This is a genomic window from Paenibacillus vini, from assembly GCF_018403325.1.
GTDB classification, from domain to species: domain Bacteria; phylum Bacillota; class Bacilli; order Paenibacillales; family Paenibacillaceae; genus Fontibacillus; species Fontibacillus vini.
This window is the reverse complement of record NZ_BOSL01000016.1, coordinates 85,719-103,468: the sequence shown is the minus strand read 5'-3', so window position 1 is coordinate 103,468 and position 17,750 is coordinate 85,719. Positions and strand designations below refer to the sequence as shown.

At 45.4% G+C, this 17,750-nt stretch carries 23 protein-coding genes; 2 read left to right on the top strand and 21 right to left on the bottom strand.

The genetic code is table 11. From position 1 onward, the window contains the following. Positions 1-644 precede the first annotated feature (644 nt). From KJS57_RS21010 to KJS57_RS20940, 15 genes are all read right to left on the bottom strand, one after another. A complete protein-coding gene (locus tag KJS57_RS21010; RefSeq protein ID WP_213656246.1) occupies positions 645-980 on the bottom strand; it encodes a hypothetical protein in 336 nt (111 codons plus the stop codon). Continuing rightward, positions 968-3,052, bottom strand: a complete 2,085-nt coding sequence (locus tag KJS57_RS21005) for a tape measure protein (RefSeq protein ID WP_213656245.1) — start codon at positions 3,050-3,052, stop codon at positions 968-970. The genes KJS57_RS21010 and KJS57_RS21005 overlap by 13 nt, the downstream gene beginning before the upstream one ends. After that, entirely contained in the window at positions 3,040-3,243 is a 204-nt protein-coding gene (locus KJS57_RS21000; RefSeq protein ID WP_213656244.1) for a hypothetical protein, read from the bottom strand. Before KJS57_RS21000 ends, KJS57_RS21005 begins: the two co-directional genes overlap by 13 nt. 1 nt (position 3,244) lies before the next feature. Then, entirely contained in the window at positions 3,245-3,634 is a 390-nt protein-coding gene (locus tag KJS57_RS20995) for a hypothetical protein (protein ID WP_213656243.1), read from the bottom strand. Positions 3,635-3,692: 58 nt separating this feature from the next. Next, complete coding sequence (locus KJS57_RS20990) at positions 3,693-4,352, bottom strand: hypothetical protein (protein ID WP_213656242.1); 660 nt, start codon at positions 4,350-4,352, stop codon at positions 3,693-3,695. Then, complete coding sequence (locus KJS57_RS20985) at positions 4,352-4,492, bottom strand: hypothetical protein (protein ID WP_213656241.1); 141 nt, start codon at positions 4,490-4,492, stop codon at positions 4,352-4,354. Before KJS57_RS20985 ends, KJS57_RS20990 begins: the two co-directional genes overlap by 1 nt. Before the next feature lie 4 nt (positions 4,493-4,496). Further along, complete coding sequence (locus KJS57_RS20980) at positions 4,497-4,655, bottom strand: hypothetical protein (protein WP_213656240.1); 159 nt, start codon at positions 4,653-4,655, stop codon at positions 4,497-4,499. A 65-nt stretch (positions 4,656-4,720) separates the two neighbouring features. After that, the gene (locus tag KJS57_RS20975) at positions 4,721-5,002 is read right to left on the bottom strand and encodes a hypothetical protein (protein WP_213656239.1); all 282 of its coding nucleotides are present in this window, start codon (positions 5,000-5,002) and stop codon (positions 4,721-4,723) included. Positions 5,003-5,018: 16 nt separating this feature from the next. Next, positions 5,019-5,303 carry a hypothetical protein gene (locus KJS57_RS20970; protein ID WP_213656238.1) on the bottom strand — a complete coding sequence of 95 codons (285 nt, stop codon included), beginning with the start codon at positions 5,301-5,303 and terminating at the stop codon, positions 5,019-5,021. A 7-nt stretch (positions 5,304-5,310) separates the two neighbouring features. Then, a complete protein-coding gene (locus KJS57_RS20965; protein ID WP_213656237.1) occupies positions 5,311-5,490 on the bottom strand; it encodes a hypothetical protein in 180 nt (59 codons plus the stop codon). A 47-nt stretch (positions 5,491-5,537) separates the two neighbouring features. Continuing rightward, positions 5,538-5,834 (bottom strand): hypothetical protein, encoded by a 297-nt coding sequence (locus KJS57_RS20960; protein WP_213656236.1) that lies wholly within the window; start codon positions 5,832-5,834, stop codon positions 5,538-5,540. 148 nt (positions 5,835-5,982) lie between these two features. Then, positions 5,983-8,223, bottom strand: coding sequence for a phage NrS-1 polymerase family protein (locus KJS57_RS20955; RefSeq protein WP_213656235.1), 2,241 nt, complete (start codon positions 8,221-8,223; stop codon positions 5,983-5,985). Between the two features lie 11 nt (positions 8,224-8,234). Beyond that, positions 8,235-8,468, bottom strand: a complete 234-nt coding sequence (locus KJS57_RS20950) for a helix-turn-helix domain-containing protein (protein ID WP_373316846.1) — start codon at positions 8,466-8,468, stop codon at positions 8,235-8,237. After that, positions 8,469-8,714, bottom strand: coding sequence for a helix-turn-helix domain-containing protein (locus tag KJS57_RS20945; protein ID WP_213656234.1), 246 nt, complete (start codon positions 8,712-8,714; stop codon positions 8,469-8,471). A gap of 175 nt (positions 8,715-8,889) precedes the next feature. Beyond that, entirely contained in the window at positions 8,890-9,288 is a 399-nt protein-coding gene (locus KJS57_RS20940; RefSeq protein WP_213656233.1) for a hypothetical protein, read from the bottom strand. Positions 9,289-9,549: 261 nt separating this feature from the next. Here KJS57_RS20940 and KJS57_RS20935 point away from each other — a divergent pair, with 261 nt between their 5' ends. Beyond that, positions 9,550-10,167, top strand: a complete 618-nt coding sequence (locus KJS57_RS20935; protein WP_213656232.1) for a helix-turn-helix domain-containing protein — start codon at positions 9,550-9,552, stop codon at positions 10,165-10,167. 256 nt (positions 10,168-10,423) lie between these two features. Then, positions 10,424-11,575, top strand: a complete 1,152-nt coding sequence (locus KJS57_RS20930) for a site-specific integrase (protein ID WP_213656231.1) — start codon at positions 10,424-10,426, stop codon at positions 11,573-11,575. A gap of 59 nt (positions 11,576-11,634) precedes the next feature. On the opposite strand, the gene sufB is transcribed toward KJS57_RS20930, so the two are convergent. The 6 genes from sufB to KJS57_RS20900 form a co-directional block, all read right to left on the bottom strand. Next, positions 11,635-13,032, bottom strand: a complete 1,398-nt coding sequence (sufB, locus tag KJS57_RS20925; protein WP_211025313.1) for a Fe-S cluster assembly protein SufB — start codon at positions 13,030-13,032, stop codon at positions 11,635-11,637. A 22-nt stretch (positions 13,033-13,054) separates the two neighbouring features. Further along, positions 13,055-13,477, bottom strand: a complete 423-nt coding sequence (sufU, locus tag KJS57_RS20920; RefSeq protein ID WP_211025311.1) for a Fe-S cluster assembly sulfur transfer protein SufU — start codon at positions 13,475-13,477, stop codon at positions 13,055-13,057. Beyond that, complete coding sequence (locus KJS57_RS20915; protein WP_211025309.1) at positions 13,477-14,691, bottom strand: cysteine desulfurase; 1,215 nt, start codon at positions 14,689-14,691, stop codon at positions 13,477-13,479. Before KJS57_RS20915 ends, sufU begins: the two co-directional genes overlap by 1 nt. Next, entirely contained in the window at positions 14,688-15,989 is a 1,302-nt protein-coding gene (sufD, locus tag KJS57_RS20910) for a Fe-S cluster assembly protein SufD (protein ID WP_211025307.1), read from the bottom strand. The genes KJS57_RS20915 and sufD overlap by 4 nt, the downstream gene beginning before the upstream one ends. A 21-nt stretch (positions 15,990-16,010) precedes the next feature. After that, the gene (gene sufC, locus KJS57_RS20905) at positions 16,011-16,793 is read right to left on the bottom strand and encodes a Fe-S cluster assembly ATPase SufC (RefSeq protein ID WP_211025305.1); all 783 of its coding nucleotides are present in this window, start codon (positions 16,791-16,793) and stop codon (positions 16,011-16,013) included. A 281-nt stretch (positions 16,794-17,074) separates the two neighbouring features. After that, complete coding sequence (locus KJS57_RS20900) at positions 17,075-17,548, bottom strand: Dps family protein (protein ID WP_211025303.1); 474 nt, start codon at positions 17,546-17,548, stop codon at positions 17,075-17,077. Positions 17,549-17,750: the final 202 nt, after the last annotated feature.

Below are 17,750 nucleotides of genomic sequence, written 5' to 3'. Positions count from 1 at the left end.
ATTTGTCCTACCCTCTGAACCGAAAATTCGGCTGAGTGAATTCTCTGTGTTGAAAACGGAATTCAAGTTCCGGTTTTGATTGCTGAAAACCGAATTCAAGTTCGGATATGATCACCATGCTTTAATCAATTAACGCAACCTACATATGTACAAAATTCATATTTTGACTAAATGTATCCCCTTGTTGTCAATTGCCACAAACCGCGTCATTATAAGGTTTTGCATTTGGCCCGCTTCTCTAATCGTTGTGAATCATAGTTGAAATCGCTTGAAATTGCACTTTTTTGATGTTTTGAGAGGGGTTTTTCACTTAAATTCATCTTCGGATATGGTGATTCGCCATGTCTGAATTTCTAACAGGTTCCCGGAAGTGAAGGACAATTTGTCCGGTACTCACCACAATTTTGTTGTCAGTCGAACGGTCCCCTGATTTGGTGAGCGTTGTAATTCTCACCCTCCAAAATTGGAGGATCACTTTACCACGGTCTTTCTTTATATACTTTTAAATGTTGGTGTTCGTTACCCTTATCGTGCGGATTTCATACGAAGCCACAATGCAATCGTGAATTTCAAGGTTCGCTGAACGCGCACAACAAAGAGGACCCCCTAAACCTCGGGAGTCCTTGATAATGATCACTATTCCTTTACTTCCAGTACATCCCCTTACGCTTCAGCATGTTCTTCACCATGCGATTGAATATCCCAGGCTCATCTACCACATGATTCGGCAAGTCAACCCATACGGCGCTATTAGGAAGCTCTAACTCATCCCGATACGTAAAGAGTAGGCCGGCTGCCTCGTGAAGTATCATCTTCTCTTTCGATGTAAGTCCCAGGCCGTTATTAAACCGAATATGGATACTGTACATGCCGGATTCATCAGCTTCAGCAGCGATATATTTACCTTCAGGAAACCGATCAAAGGGGTTATGGTCATCTAAGTAATAAGTATTAAATTGAATATTACTCATCGTGGCCACACTCCAGATCCTCCGGAATTCATTTCTTCTTCTATCGATCTTTCAAGGGCCTCGCTAACCTTTTGAGCAATTTTATCAATGTCTTCCTCCCCCTTTACGTGTGTATCACCAAAAGAAACAGTAGGAGTAAGAGTCACAAAGTTCTGAATAGATTTCATCTCGGCCAGTTCACGCATGGTCTTCAGATCCTCGCTGCTGATGTCCACCTTATCTTCGATCTTACCGACCTTGTTTACTTTGTCGATCTTGTCAATTGCCGGGCTTTTAGCTGCTAGGCCACCGCCTGTACCTGCAAAGTTTTCACCGGCTCGCGTCATCTTCTCCGCTTCCACTGCCGCTCTCTTTTTCGATCGATCGTCCAGGAAGTCAAGCACCTTCTGTTCCCTCTCCTGGGCTTTGACCGCCGCTTGAGCATAGGCTGCATCCTTCTGAGCGCCTGCATAATCGGAAATCTTATCTGCGATATCCTCCATATTAAATTTCGCTTCGATTTCGTAGCTGGATCCGGTTACTTTGTTGATCAAGCTTAGTACCGCATTGATACCCGATATAATGCCGTTTATTACAGTGTCATAAATCTTACCGATGCTTCCGGCCCACCATTGGAATGGCACAACCAGCCACTCGACAAGCTGCCAAAAGAATGCCGGTATTTCACTAAAGAAGTTCATCACAGAATTAAATGCCCGGTAGATACCAGCAACAACCTTATCATTTGTGTTCCAAAGGTTTATAAGCCATGCTATTAAGGCAATTATGACAGTTACGACAAGGATGAATACATTTGCCTTCATTGTAGCGTTAAGACCGGCCCAGGCCACCCTCAGGCCGTTTGTAACGGCAATCTGCGCAAAGGTTGCAAGAGTCTGTATTGTCGTGGCTGCCACAGCTGCCATCTGCGCCGCCTTCGTGAGAAGCATAATCGCTTGTAATGCTGCAAACGCACCTACAACCCCGTACACTATAGGCGCTATTTGTGGCCAGTTGGTAGAGAAGAAGTTGAATACATTTGTCGCACTATCTAACACCCACATTAATCCATCGACAAAGCCAGATACCACGGCAGTTAGTCCAGTAAAGAATTGATCGCCGCTTGTACTATTTAGCCAGGCGGTTAATTCCATCATTCTTTCCGTGATCTTACTTAGTGGCCCTTCTGTGGTGTTCATAGTCCCTATCCATTCGGCCACCCTGTTTTTCATTAGGGTTATCGTATCGCCAAACGTAACCGGCATCTGCTTAAACTGTTGTTCTATGAAATCGCCCTGAGTTTCAAACGCCCTGACAATAACATCCGCTGTCAATTCGCCTGCCGAACCCATTGCCTTCAGATCCCCTGTAGCTACGTTCATGCTTCGAGAAAGCACTTTTAAAATGCCTGGAGCTGCTTCACTAATTGCTCTAAACTCATCCCCTTGCAATCTCCCGCTCGCCAAGGCCTGGGACATTTGAAGTGTTGCACTCTCTCTTTCAATCGTGCCCGATCCCCCGGCTGTGAGCACCTTGTTAAACCTTTCAGCAAAATTAATCATTTGGTCATTGTTACTAAAGACTCCTTCCGTAAACAGTCCGAGTTTCGATACCAATGCCGCCGTAGCCTGGTAACTCGAACGAGTACGGTTAGCCGAATCCATTACTTTCTTTTGGAGTTGTAATTGGGTTTGTAGATTGTCATTAACCATGCCGAGCCTGGCATTTGCCGATAATACCTGATCGCTGAAATTCATAGCCCCCGACATGGTAGACCATGCCTTTTTAGCCAGTTCAATGCCTTGGTTTACAACTACAATAGAGGCTCCTAACCGGCTAAACGCTGAGCGAGAGTTATTTACTGATCTATTGAAATTGTCTTGAGACTGTTTTGCCATGTTGATTTGACGGTTTATTTCCGCTTCGGCTGATGCAATTTGCTGCTTGGCTGCATTTAACGATTTATCAATGTTTGTATTCCGGTTGGTCACGTCCTGCATTCTCTGCATTGTGGAAACCATCATATTCATACCGTTCACGATGCTTTTAAGTGGACCAGACATGCCGTCGAACATCTTTACCGTTGAACTTACTGTGGCCATGCGATCCCCTCCTGATCCTGTAGGTCATCTTCATCATCACAGCCAATATCATCTATGATAATGATTGTTTTATCCGTTATGCCTGGCGGTAACTCGTCACCTGGGCCAATCAATACTACCGGTATAAATCCTTTATCTCTGATCGCTTGCTCTAACTTTTCTAGTCGCTTCTTCAACGCTTGGTTTGCCATATTATTCACTTCTCCTTTCCAGCTCTGTTAATCGTGCTTCAATCTCCTCTAATTCAACCGCTTTAATGGCCGTATCTAACACTGTTTTAGCAGCCATCACTCTAGCCATAGCAGGGGCCTTTGAATTATCCATAACGCCCTCTAACGTCTCCACAGCCTTTACAGAGGACTGTTGTATTCTTGATATGGCTTGACCTACCGCCTGACGCTTTGCCCCTCTATAAGCCTCCTGGAAGCTGTTGTCCTGCATCCATCTGCGCAATGTTGTTTCACCAATGCCAGCAACTTTAGCAGCTGCGCTAATAGAAGGCTCTGACAATAAAGCAATAACCGCATGCTCTTGCTTCCTGCTTTTCTTCTCCCCATGACCTTTGGAAATATTACTACTCATCTTATTCACCTCTCTTTATACAGAAGGAAGGTGAGAAGTCCCCACCTTCCCCCTCTGTTTAAGCTCCTGGGACGCCATCACGCTCACCTGCATATTGATGTACCCAACTAGGTACTTCGCCCACATTGGCAGCCTTCATAATTTCCCCAACCTCTGTAAGGATTCCGATTTTCCCCTCAGCATCATTAAGCACACTGTGCACATCGACTCCCCAAGAAATTCGGCGTCTACGCGCTCTATCATAATCACACACTGATTCTGCTCTAAACACTTCCTCATAAAGCTGGTACAACTCAGCGTACGCCTCTTGGTGGGCTTTCTGAAGCAACAATAGCATTTGGGCGCGGTGGCTTCTTAATTCATCAAACGTACTGTCTAAAAACTCTTTTAATTCGCCCTCTCTCGCGTGGACGCCTTGCCTCACCGCTTCTATTAACGGCTTCAACTGTTTACCCTTTGATTCCTCAATTCGCCCTACCCGCTCGCGTGCAAACTCTATCTCATCCTTCAGCTCAGCTAATCGGTTCTTAATTTTGTTAAACTCCGACATGCTGTAATGTTTTGTTCCTGCTGTATCTTCTTCATTCATTTGGCGATACTCTTGAGTGAGCTTGGATTGTTCCTTTTCCATGCTCCAAAGCTCGTTTTTCACTGCCGTTAATCTGTCGTCGAATTCTTTTTCCGCTGCTTTAAATTCTTCCAATGCTCTAATTGTCATTAGTTAGTGACCCTCCCGAAAAATTGATCTTCCTGTTCTGTACCGCCGAAATAAATATCTATGCCGGTTTGAATCTTTTCGTTTTCTGTTTTCATTTGCTCGCACATCTCAATGAACGCCTGCTGAACGGTTTTATCCACGCGTTCACCCCCATCCATTTCCTGTCTTTTTGTCTTGTACCCAAGGTGACTTTTCATGAAGATCCTTACGATACTGATCCACTTGGTTCCTCTGTTCCGCTGCTACCTTGCCCACTCCTTCAATTTGGTTACGCCATTCATTTTTCTTCTGATCATCTTGCATTGAATATCACTCCTGGTATTTGATTTAAAAACTCATGAAGCCATCTACCTGCGACTATCTGCGCTCTAATTCTGCAATGGTGGTCTCTTCATCAACCCATCCCAAAAATCAAAATCATCCAGTGGCTCCGGCGGTTCTTCTTTAGGTTTCAAACGGTTAGTGATGATTTCATAATGAAGGTTCATTCTGGCCATGAATTTATCCAGCTCTTCCGGCTTCTTCTTGCTGTACTCATGCAATATAAGCCTGATTAACGTTTCTAAGCTGCCGATCCTAGTCCTGTCCGTTTCAATCGTGACTATGTTCCCCTTCATTCTGATTTCAAAGCGTTTGCCTTCCTTCTTCAAAATCACTCACCTACCATCAAAGTTTTTTATGTTTTTCTAAGTCGACTAGCAAGTGATACTTGTTAATTCCTTCTTTAAAATCGACGGTTGCCGTCAATCCATTAGGGTGCAATCTTCTTACAACCCCTGTTCCCCAATGTTTATTTTCTTTGTGCAGCACACTGTCTCCATCCTTTAACTTCTCGGAAGTCGGATCATCGATCCCGGCATTTTTAAGAGTCACTTTCAAGAGTTCATTTTCGGCTACAAGAGGTAAGTACATCTCGCAATAAAAACACCATTCCCCATCAATATGACACACACATGCGCTACTCATATTGTCCGACCTTTGGACTTGGCAAAATCGCTTCTTCCTGATAACACATTTCTTCAATCGCCGAGCAATCTCTCACCCTCTCTATTAAGTCCTTGATAATATCATTTCTCGAAAAAGAATTTTCCTTCTCGTTCTGGATCGTGATCACCAGATCAAGAATATCCTTTTTCAAGGAAACAACCTCATGTAACAAACAAAATTGACGAATTTCCATATTAATCAGCCTCTTTTCTTCGTGATGAAAGCCATATATTTATTTGCTTGTTGTACCGCAATATCAAAAGGAACATTGTCCACAATAGATTTTATTGATATGGAACGTTCCTTCCCTGGCTGCCATGTCTCACGCCATGCGCTCCACTTACTACCCTTACTCATGATGAATACATGGCTGTTACTGTTGTACTGTGATTCATAAGCTTCACCAGAGATAAGAGGAAGGAACCCGGCCTTTTTAGCTTTCTTGTCCATTCTCTCAACCTCGTTAATGCGAATGATTTCATTTGCTGTTGGCATAGTATCCTTCCTCTCAAAACATTGATTTGTTATTTATCCTCTGAAAAAGGGGATAAAGGGGGTTAATTAGCAAAACCCTTATCCTGATTGGGTTTGTAGCATCTACTTATTCCATAATTAAGTTCAGAATAAGTCGAGGAATAAATGCTTATGCGATCTCGCTTGATTGATTCAGTTCGATTAATCGCTTTGGCCTACCCCGGCCCGAAATGGTTTTTACTGTAATGAGACCGTTATCCTGCATTTTCTTTATTGCCCCTTGAAGTTCGTCACTCTTAACCGTCCCTTTAAACAAATCGTTTATATCCGTTAGGCTGAGACCTTCTGGCTGCTCTTTAAGCCGTTCTAGTATCTTGCTGATAATAGGATCATTGGTAAGCTCTTGTTCACCAAAGATGAACACAACCGATTTATAACAATAATCCCAAACGGCTAAAGCGGCCTTAAGATGTTCGACCCGGACAACGTTTGACAGGTCTAGCAAGGCGTATACGCAAGCTAATCGCATCAGGTAGGGAATAACCCGGCTCGTTGATGCTCCTATGATTCCGGTTGCATCACGCTGTAATGGCTCATATATTCGTTCCCATAATTGGTTAGCAGCTTCATCTCTTTCCATAGGAAGCGGTTCGCCATTTTCATCAACCGGCATTTCATTCATGGCATAGTCACAGGCTTCCTTAATCCTTTCAACCATCGGACCAACGTCCAACTTGTGGAAATCACCGCCACTTGGTAATGATTTAGATTGCTGAACATATAGCCACAGAAATCGGTTTACAAAGCCGTTATGAATCTCGTTACCCGTTAATAGCTTTCTAAGTTCCTCCGGCGTTATATGGCCTAATATGGAGATGTGGGAACGTGATGCTTGCATAGGGTTCTTGGTTAGCGTTCTGATCTCTCCGCTTCCATCCCAAGCGTTACGAATTATTGCTGATAATGTGTTGCCTTCCCGGCGCAATACGTTAAGGACAGAACCAAACTCGCTTTCAATGACTAGCAAACGCTTGTCCTCAACTCCGTAATCAGTGATTACATCCTCATATTCACCAGTTGGCTTCCTAGCTTTGCCCTTTCCCTCATATACAGGTTTCGTCTCTATCACCTGGTCCCGGACTGAATAAATAAGCCCCTCACCGCTAGATAGTCCCGACTTTTTACGTGCGTTAAACTCCACATCAACAGCATTCATAAGCTTGAGAACCGGATCAAGAGAAGTCCCTTTCTTCCCTCGGAAGGTTGCTCCAACCAATACAGCAAACAATTTCATGCGATGCTTACCGCCTGAAACCACAAAGTGTGGGCCATCACCGACCATATTCCCATACATAGTTAGGAAGTTGATAAGTACGGCAGCCGGATCCGCTTCGGTATGTGGATCAATAAACCTAACAATTTCACCGGCTAATCCATGAAGCGCCGCTTCTCCTAGCTTCCCATCAAATTCAGGTTTGGGATTGAAAATGAAGTCAAATTCGGACTCGTCAAATTCCCCAGGCTGTGGTATATTATTATTAAGTTTTGAACTACTAGACGGCTTTTTGTATTGCACCACAACACCTTCTAACGCTTTACTTATGGTTCGTTCTCGGTAGTCATCACGGTCCCATTTATCACGCATTAATCCACTGTTCCTGAACAAACGGTCAATTTGTTCGGGATTTTTTGTGTAAAAAGCTATCATATTGCAAAGGGCTTGTTCTGCTTCACTTTGGCTATTGAATGCGCTCCACTTTCCGGAATAAAGCTTTTCAAACTTAGTCCCGTTTTTGGCTTTTCTTGCAAGCTCTAAAATCATTTCATCTTCTAGGCTTGGCCCATTAACAGGTTCAGCTTCATAGGTAGGCGTTTGCACCGGGAACAGATGATTGTATAAATAAATGAGTTCTGCTTGCCTTTCCTCAATCTGTTGCGGTGTTCCGTTTACATGATCGCCGGTGAACACAATGAACCTTAGATCATCGTACATCTCTATGTTGCGTGCCCTGCTTCGTTCCCCCGGCTTGCTTCCCCTTATTACAATGTGAATGCCTTCTCCGCTCTGGCTCCGCTCTGTGTAGCTGTTGAAGCTTAATATGATTTCCCTGGCTTCATCGTCCAGCTTTCCGTTCCTTATACAGTGATCAATGTCAATCACCACAATGGAATGATCTGTTTGATTCTTTGTGAGTACCAAGCCGATACCTGAATATGACTTGTCACTTTGAAATGTTGCTAATACTTCATCAAAGCTTGACCAGGTTGAAGGATCGCTAACGGAAGCATGTTGACCACTAATTGAATATGGAACCTTTGTATGCTTGGCCCCTTCCCTGCGCTGCTCCAGCTTCCACAATACCCATTGGGGAACGCTTCTTAATTCTGGCGGTATCTTCTCATATAGCATCCAATCACCGCCTAAGCCTGGGCGGCTTGCGCATGTTCTCCACGCAACCAAGATTCAATGACTTCCCGGTGAAACAAGATCCGACCCCGTACCCGAGCGTGTGGAATCTGCCCCTCCCTTGCCATTGCGTAAACCGTTGTTTGAGATACACCGATCAATTCGGCAGTTTCAGTTACCGTCATTGTGACTCGCTCGATTCTCTTTGCAACTGGTAGTTCCGAATTCAAAGTATTAATATTACTCATTTATGCCACCACCTTATTAATGTTTTCAATCAGACTTGCCATGATTTCGTTCTCTTTCCCGATAGCGATTTGGTTAATGGATACTCCATAGGCCTTCACCAATCTCATGAATGGATCAAATTTCGCTTTGCCGCTGTCCTTCTCATACTTACTCAAGGTTCTCGGGGTAATGCCCCCGATCTTAGCAGCTTCCTTCAGCGTCAGGCCTTTGTTTAAACGAGCCATTTTCAACGTGATTTGATACATGCGAATCGCCTCCGATATTATAGTTAAATTTGAATGAATAGAGAATTCACCATGACCGGCAAACTACATGAATAACAAGTTTGTCATTCCAGTACCTAATAGAACACCTACCAAGAACACAGCAGCGAATAGTACAGCGTCCTTCCGTTCTCTCTGCATCCTGCTACCCCCTCTGTTATTCCTTCTCACCTAGCACAACAATCAACACACCATCTTCATCAAACCAGTGATCACCTAGGCAATAGCCATTTTTGATAAGGGTGAGGATAGCTTCTGATTGTTGAACTAAATCCACACTGTCATTACAAGGGTTTAATTTGAATGTTATATCTTCTTCCCGCTCCCGGATCGTATCGGCGGCCATGCTGATCTTCTCTAGGATATAGCCGAACATTTCCCGATCATGGTTAAAGAGGTCTGACAGGATCGTTCCAACAACTGGAGTAAGCTCCTGTTCAACTTCAAAATCATTCATTTTCCCTTCTCCGGCCTTGTCCAAAACTTCCAAGCATTCTTTAATTGGCAGAATTCCTAAGTTCTCCTGTAAGTACTCCGCATAAGTCATTTTTTCCATTGTTCGTCATCCTCTCAAAATTAATAAATTGAACCACGGTAAGCACACTCAACTTCATTAATAATCGTGCAAGCAATACCCTCCGATCGATCACCTCATCTTCACTTTATGTTTAGATATTAAATCATATTGATCAGTAGTCTGAACAATTTGTTAATTAGAAGATAACAGACGATAATTTAAAAGTCAACACATTATGTTGAATATACAAAGCAAATTGTTTATACTTATAAGCAAATTAATAATAAAAGGTGATGAATAATGATAAAGTGCAATCTGGCTGTCTTGTTAGCCGAAAGAGGGATGAACATTTCTGAAATGTCTGAAAGAACGGGGCTTTCAAGAAATACGCTAAGCGCCCTTCAAAACAATACGGGGAAAGGTATTCAATTCGATACAATGGATGCTATTTGCAAACTTCTCGACATCACTCCGTGTGAATTGTTTACATATGCCGATATCAATGCTTCTATTTTTAGTCATCCAAATAAGAATCAAATTCGTAAAAACGAGGAGTTCGGATATTTAGAGACAGTGAATTATTCAAGTTTTTATGAATTGGAGATTTTTTACAACGAATCACGAATAACATTTCAGGGACTGTTAAATACTTCGCAATATCCTGACCACTCATATATTGTTTTTTCCGTTAAAGTTAAATCCATTCTTGAAAAGATACCTTTGATTTTTAGACAAGAGATTTACAATTCTATTATTGAATGCGCAATAAACGAGTTAAATAATAGCTATGATCTCCCAACTAAAATTGATAAGAAATCTCTGGGAATAAAGTTTCTTGAGGATGACTACATCACTAATGAGATTAGGGAATTTATCAAACAACAAGATGGTGAATTGGATGAATTTTTAGAAAAATAGCTCTCTACCTTGATAGTCCCCCACTTATTCAGAAGCATTTTAGGAAAAAGAAAAGCCCGCAAAGCCTTATGTATCAAGGGATTTGATTTTAATCCCCTTTATCCCCTTTTTCAGAGGAATATTATTTAATGCGTACCTTAATGCGGCGATAATGCGTAATGGCAAATGCACATAAAAGCCTTATATACCAACAGTTTTTCTTAATTATTGCGTTAATGCGTTTAATGCGTACACATAAAAGGGAGTGAACAAACTTATGGCTTCATTTCGTAAACGTGGGGCAAAGTGGGAGTATCGCATTGTATACATTGACAGACAAACAAGGAAGCAAAAAGAGAAATCAAAAGGTGGCTTTCCAACAAAGAGAGAAGCCCAGATCGCTGCCGGTGAGGAAGAAGCAAAGATAAGGCATTTTGGATTTAGTGAGAACGGGGAAGAACAAATAGACCATTTTTTCAAAGAATGGTTAGAGGTATACAAAAGGCCAAACGTTAAGCCTATAACCTACTCTGTCCAGGAACGGAATGTAAGGCTTAATATTTTGCCGCGCTGGGGCAAATACAGATTAAAAGAACTTTCCAGAAATGAGTATCAAAGATGGATTAACGAGTTACGGGGACATTATAGTGAGGGAACAGTGAGACGTATTCACAGTATATTCAGCAGCGCCATGACAGACGCTGTTCATGAATTCCAGATACTCCGAATCAATCCGATCCAGAAAATCAAGATCCCTAAAGACGTGGAGAAGTCCGGAAGCATATCATTTTTCACACGGGAGCAGCTAAACGCTTTCTTAGAATCTACAAAACCCATGAAGAATTCCAAATATCAGCATTCAATTCAGCATTATGCTTTATTCTCGTTGCTGTCTCGTACGGGTCTGCGGATCGGTGAAGCGCTGGCGCTTACTTGGGACGATATAAATTTTGAAGCTGGTAATCTAACCGTATGCAAAACCCTTGTTTATCCTCTCAATTCCCAGCCTTATATCTCAACACCAAAATCAAAAAGCAGCAATCGAACTGTAAAGCTAGATGATGCAACATTAAAGCTCATGAAACGCCATCGGATCAATCAAAAGGAAGTTGTCCTCCGATATGAAAACTATAAGCCTTCCGATCAGAATCTAATGTTCCACCAACAAGATGGCCGCTGGTTGCGTACTAATGTAGTCAGAGAGTACTTCAAGGAAGTTTGTAAAAGGGCCGGCGTTCCTGTGTTGTCTCCACATGCTTTGAGACATACACATGCCGTTCATCTACTGGAAGCAGGGGCAAACTTAAAATACGTGTCCGAGCGACTAGGACACAAAAGTGTGAAAGTCACTGCGGACACGTATCTACATGTTACCGAGAAAATTGAAGATGATGCTTTGAACCTCTATGCCCAGTACATCGAAAAGTAAAATGGGCAAATTATGGGCAAATCGCGTTTCGGGAGCATAGAAGCCTTGATATATAAGGCTTAACCTATGCTTCCTTCCATTTCGAACTTGATCAATCTGTTCATTTCCACCGCATATTCCATCGGCAGTTCCTTGGTGAACGGCTCGATGAAGCCCATGATGATCATTTGCGTCGCTTCGGCTTCGGAAAGCCCGCGGCTCATCAGATAGAAGAGCTGCTCCTCGGACACCTTGGATACGGTAGCTTCATGCTCCAACATGATGTTGTCGTTCATGATCTCGTTATATGGAATCGTATCTGACGTTGATTCATTATCGAGAATGAGCGTATCGCATTTGATGTTCGATTTGGCGCCTTCCGCCTGGCGTCCGAAGGATGCCAGACCACGGTAGGTAACTTTACCGCCGTGCTTACTGATCGACTTGGAAACGATCGTGGACGTGGTATCCGGCGCAAGGTGAATCATCTTGGCCCCTGCGTCCTGATGCTGTCCTTTGCCCGCTACCGCGATCGACAGCACGCTGCCTTTCGCGCCGCGGCCTTTCAAGATAACAGCCGGGTATTTCATCGTCAGCTTGGAACCGATGTTGCCGTCGACCCATTCCATTGTGGCGTTCTCTTCAGCTACCGCCCGTTTGGTAACGAGGTTGTAGATGTTCGGAGCCCAGTTCTGGATCGTCGTGTAACGAACGCGAGCGTTCTTTTTGCAGATGATTTCAACGACGGCGCTGTGCAGGGAATTCGTGCTGTAAATCGGAGCTGTACAGCCTTCCACATAGTGCACGAAGCTGTCCTCGTCGGCGATGATGAGCGTCCGTTCGAATTGGCCCATATTTTCCGAATTGATCCGGAAGTAAGCTTGCAGAGGAACTTCACATTTCACGCCTTTCGGCACGTAGATGAAGCTTCCGCCCGACCATACGGCGCTGTTCAACGCAGCAAACTTGTTGTCCGCCGGTGGAATGACCGTTCCGAAGTATTCGCGGAAAATTTCCGGATGCTCTCTGAGCGCGGTATCGGTATCCGTGAAAATAACGCCTTGATCTTCCAGATCCTTTTGCATGCTGTGGTATACGACCTCGGATTCGTACTGCGCCGATACCCCGGCCAAGAACTTCTGTTCAGCTTCAGGGATACCGAGCTTGTCAAAGGTTTCCTTAATTTCGGAAGGAACCTCTTCCCAAGTCTTCCCTTGCTTTTCGGAAGGTCTTACATAGTATTGGATATCGTTAAAGTCGAGTTCATCCAGGTCTCCGCCCCAACGCGGGAGCGGCATTTTTTCGAATTGCTCCAAGGATTTCAGCCGGAAGTTCAACATCCATTCCGGTTCGTTCTTGATCCGGGAGATTTCCGTGACGATTTCGCGGGTCAAGCCTTTACCCGATTGAAAAACCGCCTTATGCTCATCCCGGAAGCCATATTTATACTCTTCCATTTCAGGCGCTTTCTTTGCCATGGCTGCATTACCTCCTTAAATATTATGATTCCTCGTTGATGCCCTTCTTGAGCGCGTTCCATGCTAACGTAGCGCACTTGATGCGGGCAGGAAATTTATTGACACCCGATAATGCTTCAATATCTTCATAATCCTCGAATTCCGCCGACTCGCCCTTCATCAGGGAAGAAAAGCGGTTCGCCAGATCCATTGCTTCTTCATAAGTGCGGCCTTTGACGGCCTCCGTCATCATCGAAGCGGAAGACATACTGATCGAGCAGCCCTCGCCTGTAAACCGCGCATCCTTCACGATGCCGTCCTCGACTTTAAGCTGAAGCGATATGCGGTCACCGCAGGTTGGATTGTTTAAATCCACCGTTAGTCCACCGTCTTCGAATTTTCCGCGATTGCGCGGATTTTTATAATGATCCATAATAACGCGGCGGTATAAATCATCCAATTGCATTACGCGAAGTACTCCTTTGTTTGGATTAGAGCTTCCGCCAATCGGTCGATGTCTTGCTCCGTATTGTACAAGTACAGGCTGGCTCTCGCCGTCGAGCTCGCCTGAAGCCAGCGCATCAATGGCTGACAGCAGTGATGGCCCGCCCGGATGGCGATCCCCTGCGCATCAAGTACAGTGGCCACATCGTGCGGATGAACGTCCAGCAGATTAAAGGTAACCAGGCCGACCTCGCGTTCGCGGGGACCGTACACCGTAACTCCTTCAATTTCCGACAACTTGCCCATGGCATATGCCGCGAGCTTCGTTTCATGCCGATGGATTTCATCCAGACCGATCTCTTCCAGAAAATCAATGGCTGCCGCAAGACCGACAGCTCCGGCAATAATCGGCGTTCCGCCTTCGAATTTCCAAGGGAGCTCTTTCCATGTCGATTCGTAAAGGCCGACATCGTCGATCATCTCGCCGCCGAACTCAATGGGTTCCATCGATTCCAGCAGTTGCTTCTTACCATATAGTACCCCAATCCCGGTCGGAGCGCACATTTTATGTCCGGAGAATGCGTAGAAATCACAATCCAGGTCCCGTACGTTCACCTTCATGTGCGGCGTGCTTTGCGCACCGTCCACAACCATAACGGCCCCGTGGCGATGGGCGATCTCGGCCATTTCCTTCACCGGATTTACCACGCCGAGCACGTTGGATACATAAGCGGTGGAGACGATTTTCGTCTTGTCGGTGACCGTCTTCTCCACATCCTCCAACGCAATGCTGCCGTCAGGCTGCATCGGGATGAACTTCAAGGTCGCCCCGGTCCGTTTGGCAAGCTGCTGCCAAGGAATGAAGTTGCTATGGTGCTCCATCTGGGTAATTACGATTTCATCCCCGGCCGATAAGGCCGAGGGGCCATAGGAGGAGGCCACCAGGTTCAGTGCGGTTGTCGTACCACGGGTAAAAATAATCTCCTCGGTACGATTAGCTCCGATGAACCGTGCAACCTTCTCCCGGGCGCCTTCGTAGGCATCCGTAGCCCGGCTGCCCAGCGTATGAACGCCCCTGTGCACGTTTGCGTTTTCCCATTCGTAATAACGCTGAAGTGCTTCCAGTACGGCGAGAGGCTTCTGTGAAGTTGCCGCGCTGTCGAGATAAACGAGCGGATGGCCGTTAATCTCTTGATTTAATATAGGAAACTGTGCTTTGATCAGTTCCGCGTTCATTGTCCTAACTTCCTTTCCACCAGTCCCTGCAATTGCTGTTGCAGTTGCTCCAGTGGAATATCGGAAACGACCGGAGCGAGGAAACCGTAGATAATCAAACGCTCAGCCTGCTCGCGGGAAATCCCGCGCGACATCAAGTAATAAATTTGCTCCTGATTGACCTGACCTACGGAAGCCGCATGGCCTGCCGTTACATCGTCCTCGTCGATCAATAGAATCGGATTGGCGTCCCCGCGTGCTTTCGGGCTAAGCATCAGCACTTTCTCTGTTTGCTCTCCGTTCGCCTTCGTTGCGCCTTTCTCGATCTTGGTGATCCCGTTAATAATCGCGGTAGACTGCTCCCGCATTACCGCACGGGTAATCATTTGGCTATCGGAGCTCTTGCCGAAATGTACCGCTTTGGTCGTATAGTTCAGTTTCTGAGAACCGGAACCAACAGCGATAACTTTAGCGTCGGATAAGGAACCGTTGCCTTGAAGCACGGACAAGGTTTCGCTGGCGGAATCCCCGGCGTTCATTTCACCGACGATCCATTCAATGCTGCCGTCGTTGTCGACGATCGAACGGCGGTTGATCAGATCCGTCGTTTGTTCATTTAAATGATGGACCGAAGCAAATTGCACCTTGGCCCCTGCTTTAATGAATACTTCCGCAGCACCGTTATGCACGACTTTGCTGTCGTATTGTCCGGAAATATAATTATCGACGTAAGTAACACGGCTGTTCGCCTCGGCAATGATCAATACGTGCGGAGCGAATGAAGACGCGGCATCGTCGATCAGGAAAATGCTTTGCAGCGGAATATCCACTTCCACATTTTTCGGCACGTACAGGAATACGCCGCCGTTCCAAAGTGCCGCATGCAATGCCGTCAATCGGTTCTCTTCCGGCTTGACTAAAGTATGAAGATAAGGTTTTACCAAATCCTCATGCTCGCGAACCGCCGTTTCGAGATCGGTGAAAATAACACCCTTTGCCGCCAGTTCGGCGGACAGGCTCGCATATACAGCTGCGCTATTGTGCTGAACGATCAAATTGCTGTCTTCCTTCAAATCGACCAAGGAAGCGACGCTTTCCGGAAGCTGCTGTGTTACCGACGGACGCTCCGTACGAAGCGTTCCGAAATTGCTCAAGTCCCAACGTTCGAGTTTAGTCTTTTCCAGTTTCGGCAAATCCAGTTCCGCGGCCAGCCGAAGCGCATTAACGCGGCTTTCGGTCAACCAGGCCGGTTCCCCGTTGTTCACGGATGTGCTTTGAAGCGCATCTGGTTCTACCGGAAGAACGGTTTGTGTAGTCATCTTTGGTTCTCCTCCTTCCGCCTAGGCTTCTTGACCTACGGTTTCATCCACGATGCCCAATTCTTCTTTAACCCAATCGTAACCGTCGCGCTCCAGGCGTTCAGCCAGTTCAGGCCCGCCGGATTTCACAATACGGCCTTGCATCATAACATGGACATAATCCGGAGTAATATAGTTCAGCAAACGCTGATAGTGAGTAATGATCAGGAAGCCGCGCTCTTCACTGCGCATAGCATTTACACCGTTCGCAACGATCCGCAACGCATCGATGTCAAGGCCTGAATCGATTTCGTCCAAGATGACGATTTTCGGATCAAGCAGCATCATTTGCAAAATCTCGTTACGCTTTTTCTCCCCGCCCGAGAAGCCTTCGTTCAAATAACGGTGTGCGAACTCAGGGTTCATTTCCAGATCCTTCATTTTGCCTTCCATTTGGCGAATGAATTTGATCAGCGAAACTTCATTGCCTTCACCGCGGCGGGCATTGATCGCGCTGCGCAGGAAGTCGGAGTTTGTAACGCCGGCGATTTCGCTCGGATACTGCATCGCCAGGAACAAGCCGGCGCGAGCACGCTCGTCAACAGCCATATCCAGTAAGTCCTCGCCGTCCAGAGTAGCCTTGCCGTCCGTAACTTCATACTTGGGATGACCCATCAGTGCGGAAGCCAGCGTACTTTTCCCGGTTCCGTTCGGTCCCATGATCGCGTGAATTTCTCCGCCCTTTATTTCAATGTCGATCCCTTTCAGAATCTCTTTGCCCTCAATTGTCGCTTTAAGTCCCTCAACAACGAAATGTGTAGCCATGTTTTTACTGCTCCCTCCATTAGTCGTTAAAATCTATGCCTTTATTCTGTTGCCATTATACCATACTAATTATCACTTTAGAATTATTCTAAGTGATTCTCACTGATTCTCACTACATTCTAACCTACTTTCAAAGCTTAATCAACGTACCTTGGCGGAGAACCGCCGTTTCCATAAGCTTTGTCACAGACATTTGGAATTTGCAGATATTGTCGAAAACAGGAACGGGCCTGGCCATGATGGCCAAGCCCGTGTCATGTAAGTCGTTCTTTTTGAAAATATTACCCCAAATAAGAACGCAGCATCCACATATGTTTTTCAAGTTCGCCTTTAAACCCGGTCAGCAAGTCGCTCGTCGCCTCATCGCCTTCCTTGTCGGCAAGCTCAATACCTTCCTGGAACGATTCGGACAAGGTTGCAAAATCCTCGATCAGATTCTGAACCATTGTTCGTGGATCTTCCTTGCCGGTTGCCTCCTGGATCGTGGCGATCTCCAGATATTCCTTCATGGTTGCCGCAGGGCTGCCCTTGATCGTAAGAAGCCGCTCAGCTACCGCATCCATTTTTTCCGTAACCTCATTGTACAGCTCTTCAAATTTAACATGCAGAGTGAAGAAGTTTTCCCCCTTCACATACCAGTGATAGTTGTGAATTTTCACGTAAAGCACGTTCAGGTTCGCAACCTGCTCATTAAGTACTTGTTCCAAACTGGATTTCTTTGTCTTGCCGGATGTCTTAGAGTCCGTTTTAGCCATCATAAACCCTCGCTTTCTATAAAGGTATGTTACGCCAATATTCTAACTTTACCCGAGCCAAGTTTTGCCGAAACAAGCAGCTTGTCCTTCTTATTATAACTGATGTCTGCGAAAATGGAAAAGAAAGCCGATCAAACCTGACCAAACGGGCTTTCCGTCATATATTTCCAAGTAAATAATCCAAAATCAGAACGGTTTAGGA

What these genes read in the sequence shown, in the direction of transcription:
- KJS57_RS21005 (WP_213656245.1), bottom strand. Translation starts at nt 3,052, where the DNA reads ATGGCCACAGTAAGTTCAACGGTAAAGATGTTCGACGGCATGTCTGGT.
- KJS57_RS21000 (WP_213656244.1), bottom strand. Translation starts at nt 3,243, where the DNA reads ATGGCAAACCAAGCGTTGAAGAAGCGACTAGAAAAGTTAGAGCAAGCG.
- KJS57_RS20995 (WP_213656243.1), bottom strand. Translation starts at nt 3,634, where the DNA reads ATGAGTAGTAATATTTCCAAAGGTCATGGGGAGAAGAAAAGCAGGAAG.
- KJS57_RS20990 (WP_213656242.1), bottom strand. Translation starts at nt 4,352, where the DNA reads ATGACAATTAGAGCATTGGAAGAATTTAAAGCAGCGGAAAAAGAATTC.
- KJS57_RS20980 (WP_213656240.1), bottom strand. Translation starts at nt 4,655, where the DNA reads ATGCAAGATGATCAGAAGAAAAATGAATGGCGTAACCAAATTGAAGGA.
- KJS57_RS20960 (WP_213656236.1), bottom strand. Translation starts at nt 5,834, where the DNA reads ATGCCAACAGCAAATGAAATCATTCGCATTAACGAGGTTGAGAGAATG.
- KJS57_RS20955 (WP_213656235.1), bottom strand. Translation starts at nt 8,223, where the DNA reads ATGCTATATGAGAAGATACCGCCAGAATTAAGAAGCGTTCCCCAATGG.
- KJS57_RS20950 (WP_373316846.1), bottom strand. Translation starts at nt 8,468, where the DNA reads ATGAGTAATATTAATACTTTGAATTCGGAACTACCAGTTGCAAAGAGA.
- KJS57_RS20945 (WP_213656234.1), bottom strand. Translation starts at nt 8,714, where the DNA reads ATGTATCAAATCACGTTGAAAATGGCTCGTTTAAACAAAGGCCTGACG.
- KJS57_RS20940 (WP_213656233.1), bottom strand. Translation starts at nt 9,288, where the DNA reads ATGGAAAAAATGACTTATGCGGAGTACTTACAGGAGAACTTAGGAATT.
- KJS57_RS20935 (WP_213656232.1), top strand. Translation starts at nt 9,550, where the DNA reads ATGATAAAGTGCAATCTGGCTGTCTTGTTAGCCGAAAGAGGGATGAAC.
- KJS57_RS20930 (WP_213656231.1), top strand. Translation starts at nt 10,424, where the DNA reads ATGGCTTCATTTCGTAAACGTGGGGCAAAGTGGGAGTATCGCATTGTA.
- sufB (WP_211025313.1), bottom strand. Translation starts at nt 13,032, where the DNA reads ATGGCAAAGAAAGCGCCTGAAATGGAAGAGTATAAATATGGCTTCCGG.
- sufU (WP_211025311.1), bottom strand. Translation starts at nt 13,477, where the DNA reads ATGCAATTGGATGATTTATACCGCCGCGTTATTATGGATCATTATAAA.
- KJS57_RS20915 (WP_211025309.1), bottom strand. Translation starts at nt 14,691, where the DNA reads ATGAACGCGGAACTGATCAAAGCACAGTTTCCTATATTAAATCAAGAG.
- sufD (WP_211025307.1), bottom strand. Translation starts at nt 15,989, where the DNA reads ATGACTACACAAACCGTTCTTCCGGTAGAACCAGATGCGCTTCAAAGC.
- sufC (WP_211025305.1), bottom strand. Translation starts at nt 16,793, where the DNA reads ATGGCTACACATTTCGTTGTTGAGGGACTTAAAGCGACAATTGAGGGC.
- KJS57_RS20900 (WP_211025303.1), bottom strand. Translation starts at nt 17,548, where the DNA reads ATGGCTAAAACGGACTCTAAGACATCCGGCAAGACAAAGAAATCCAGT.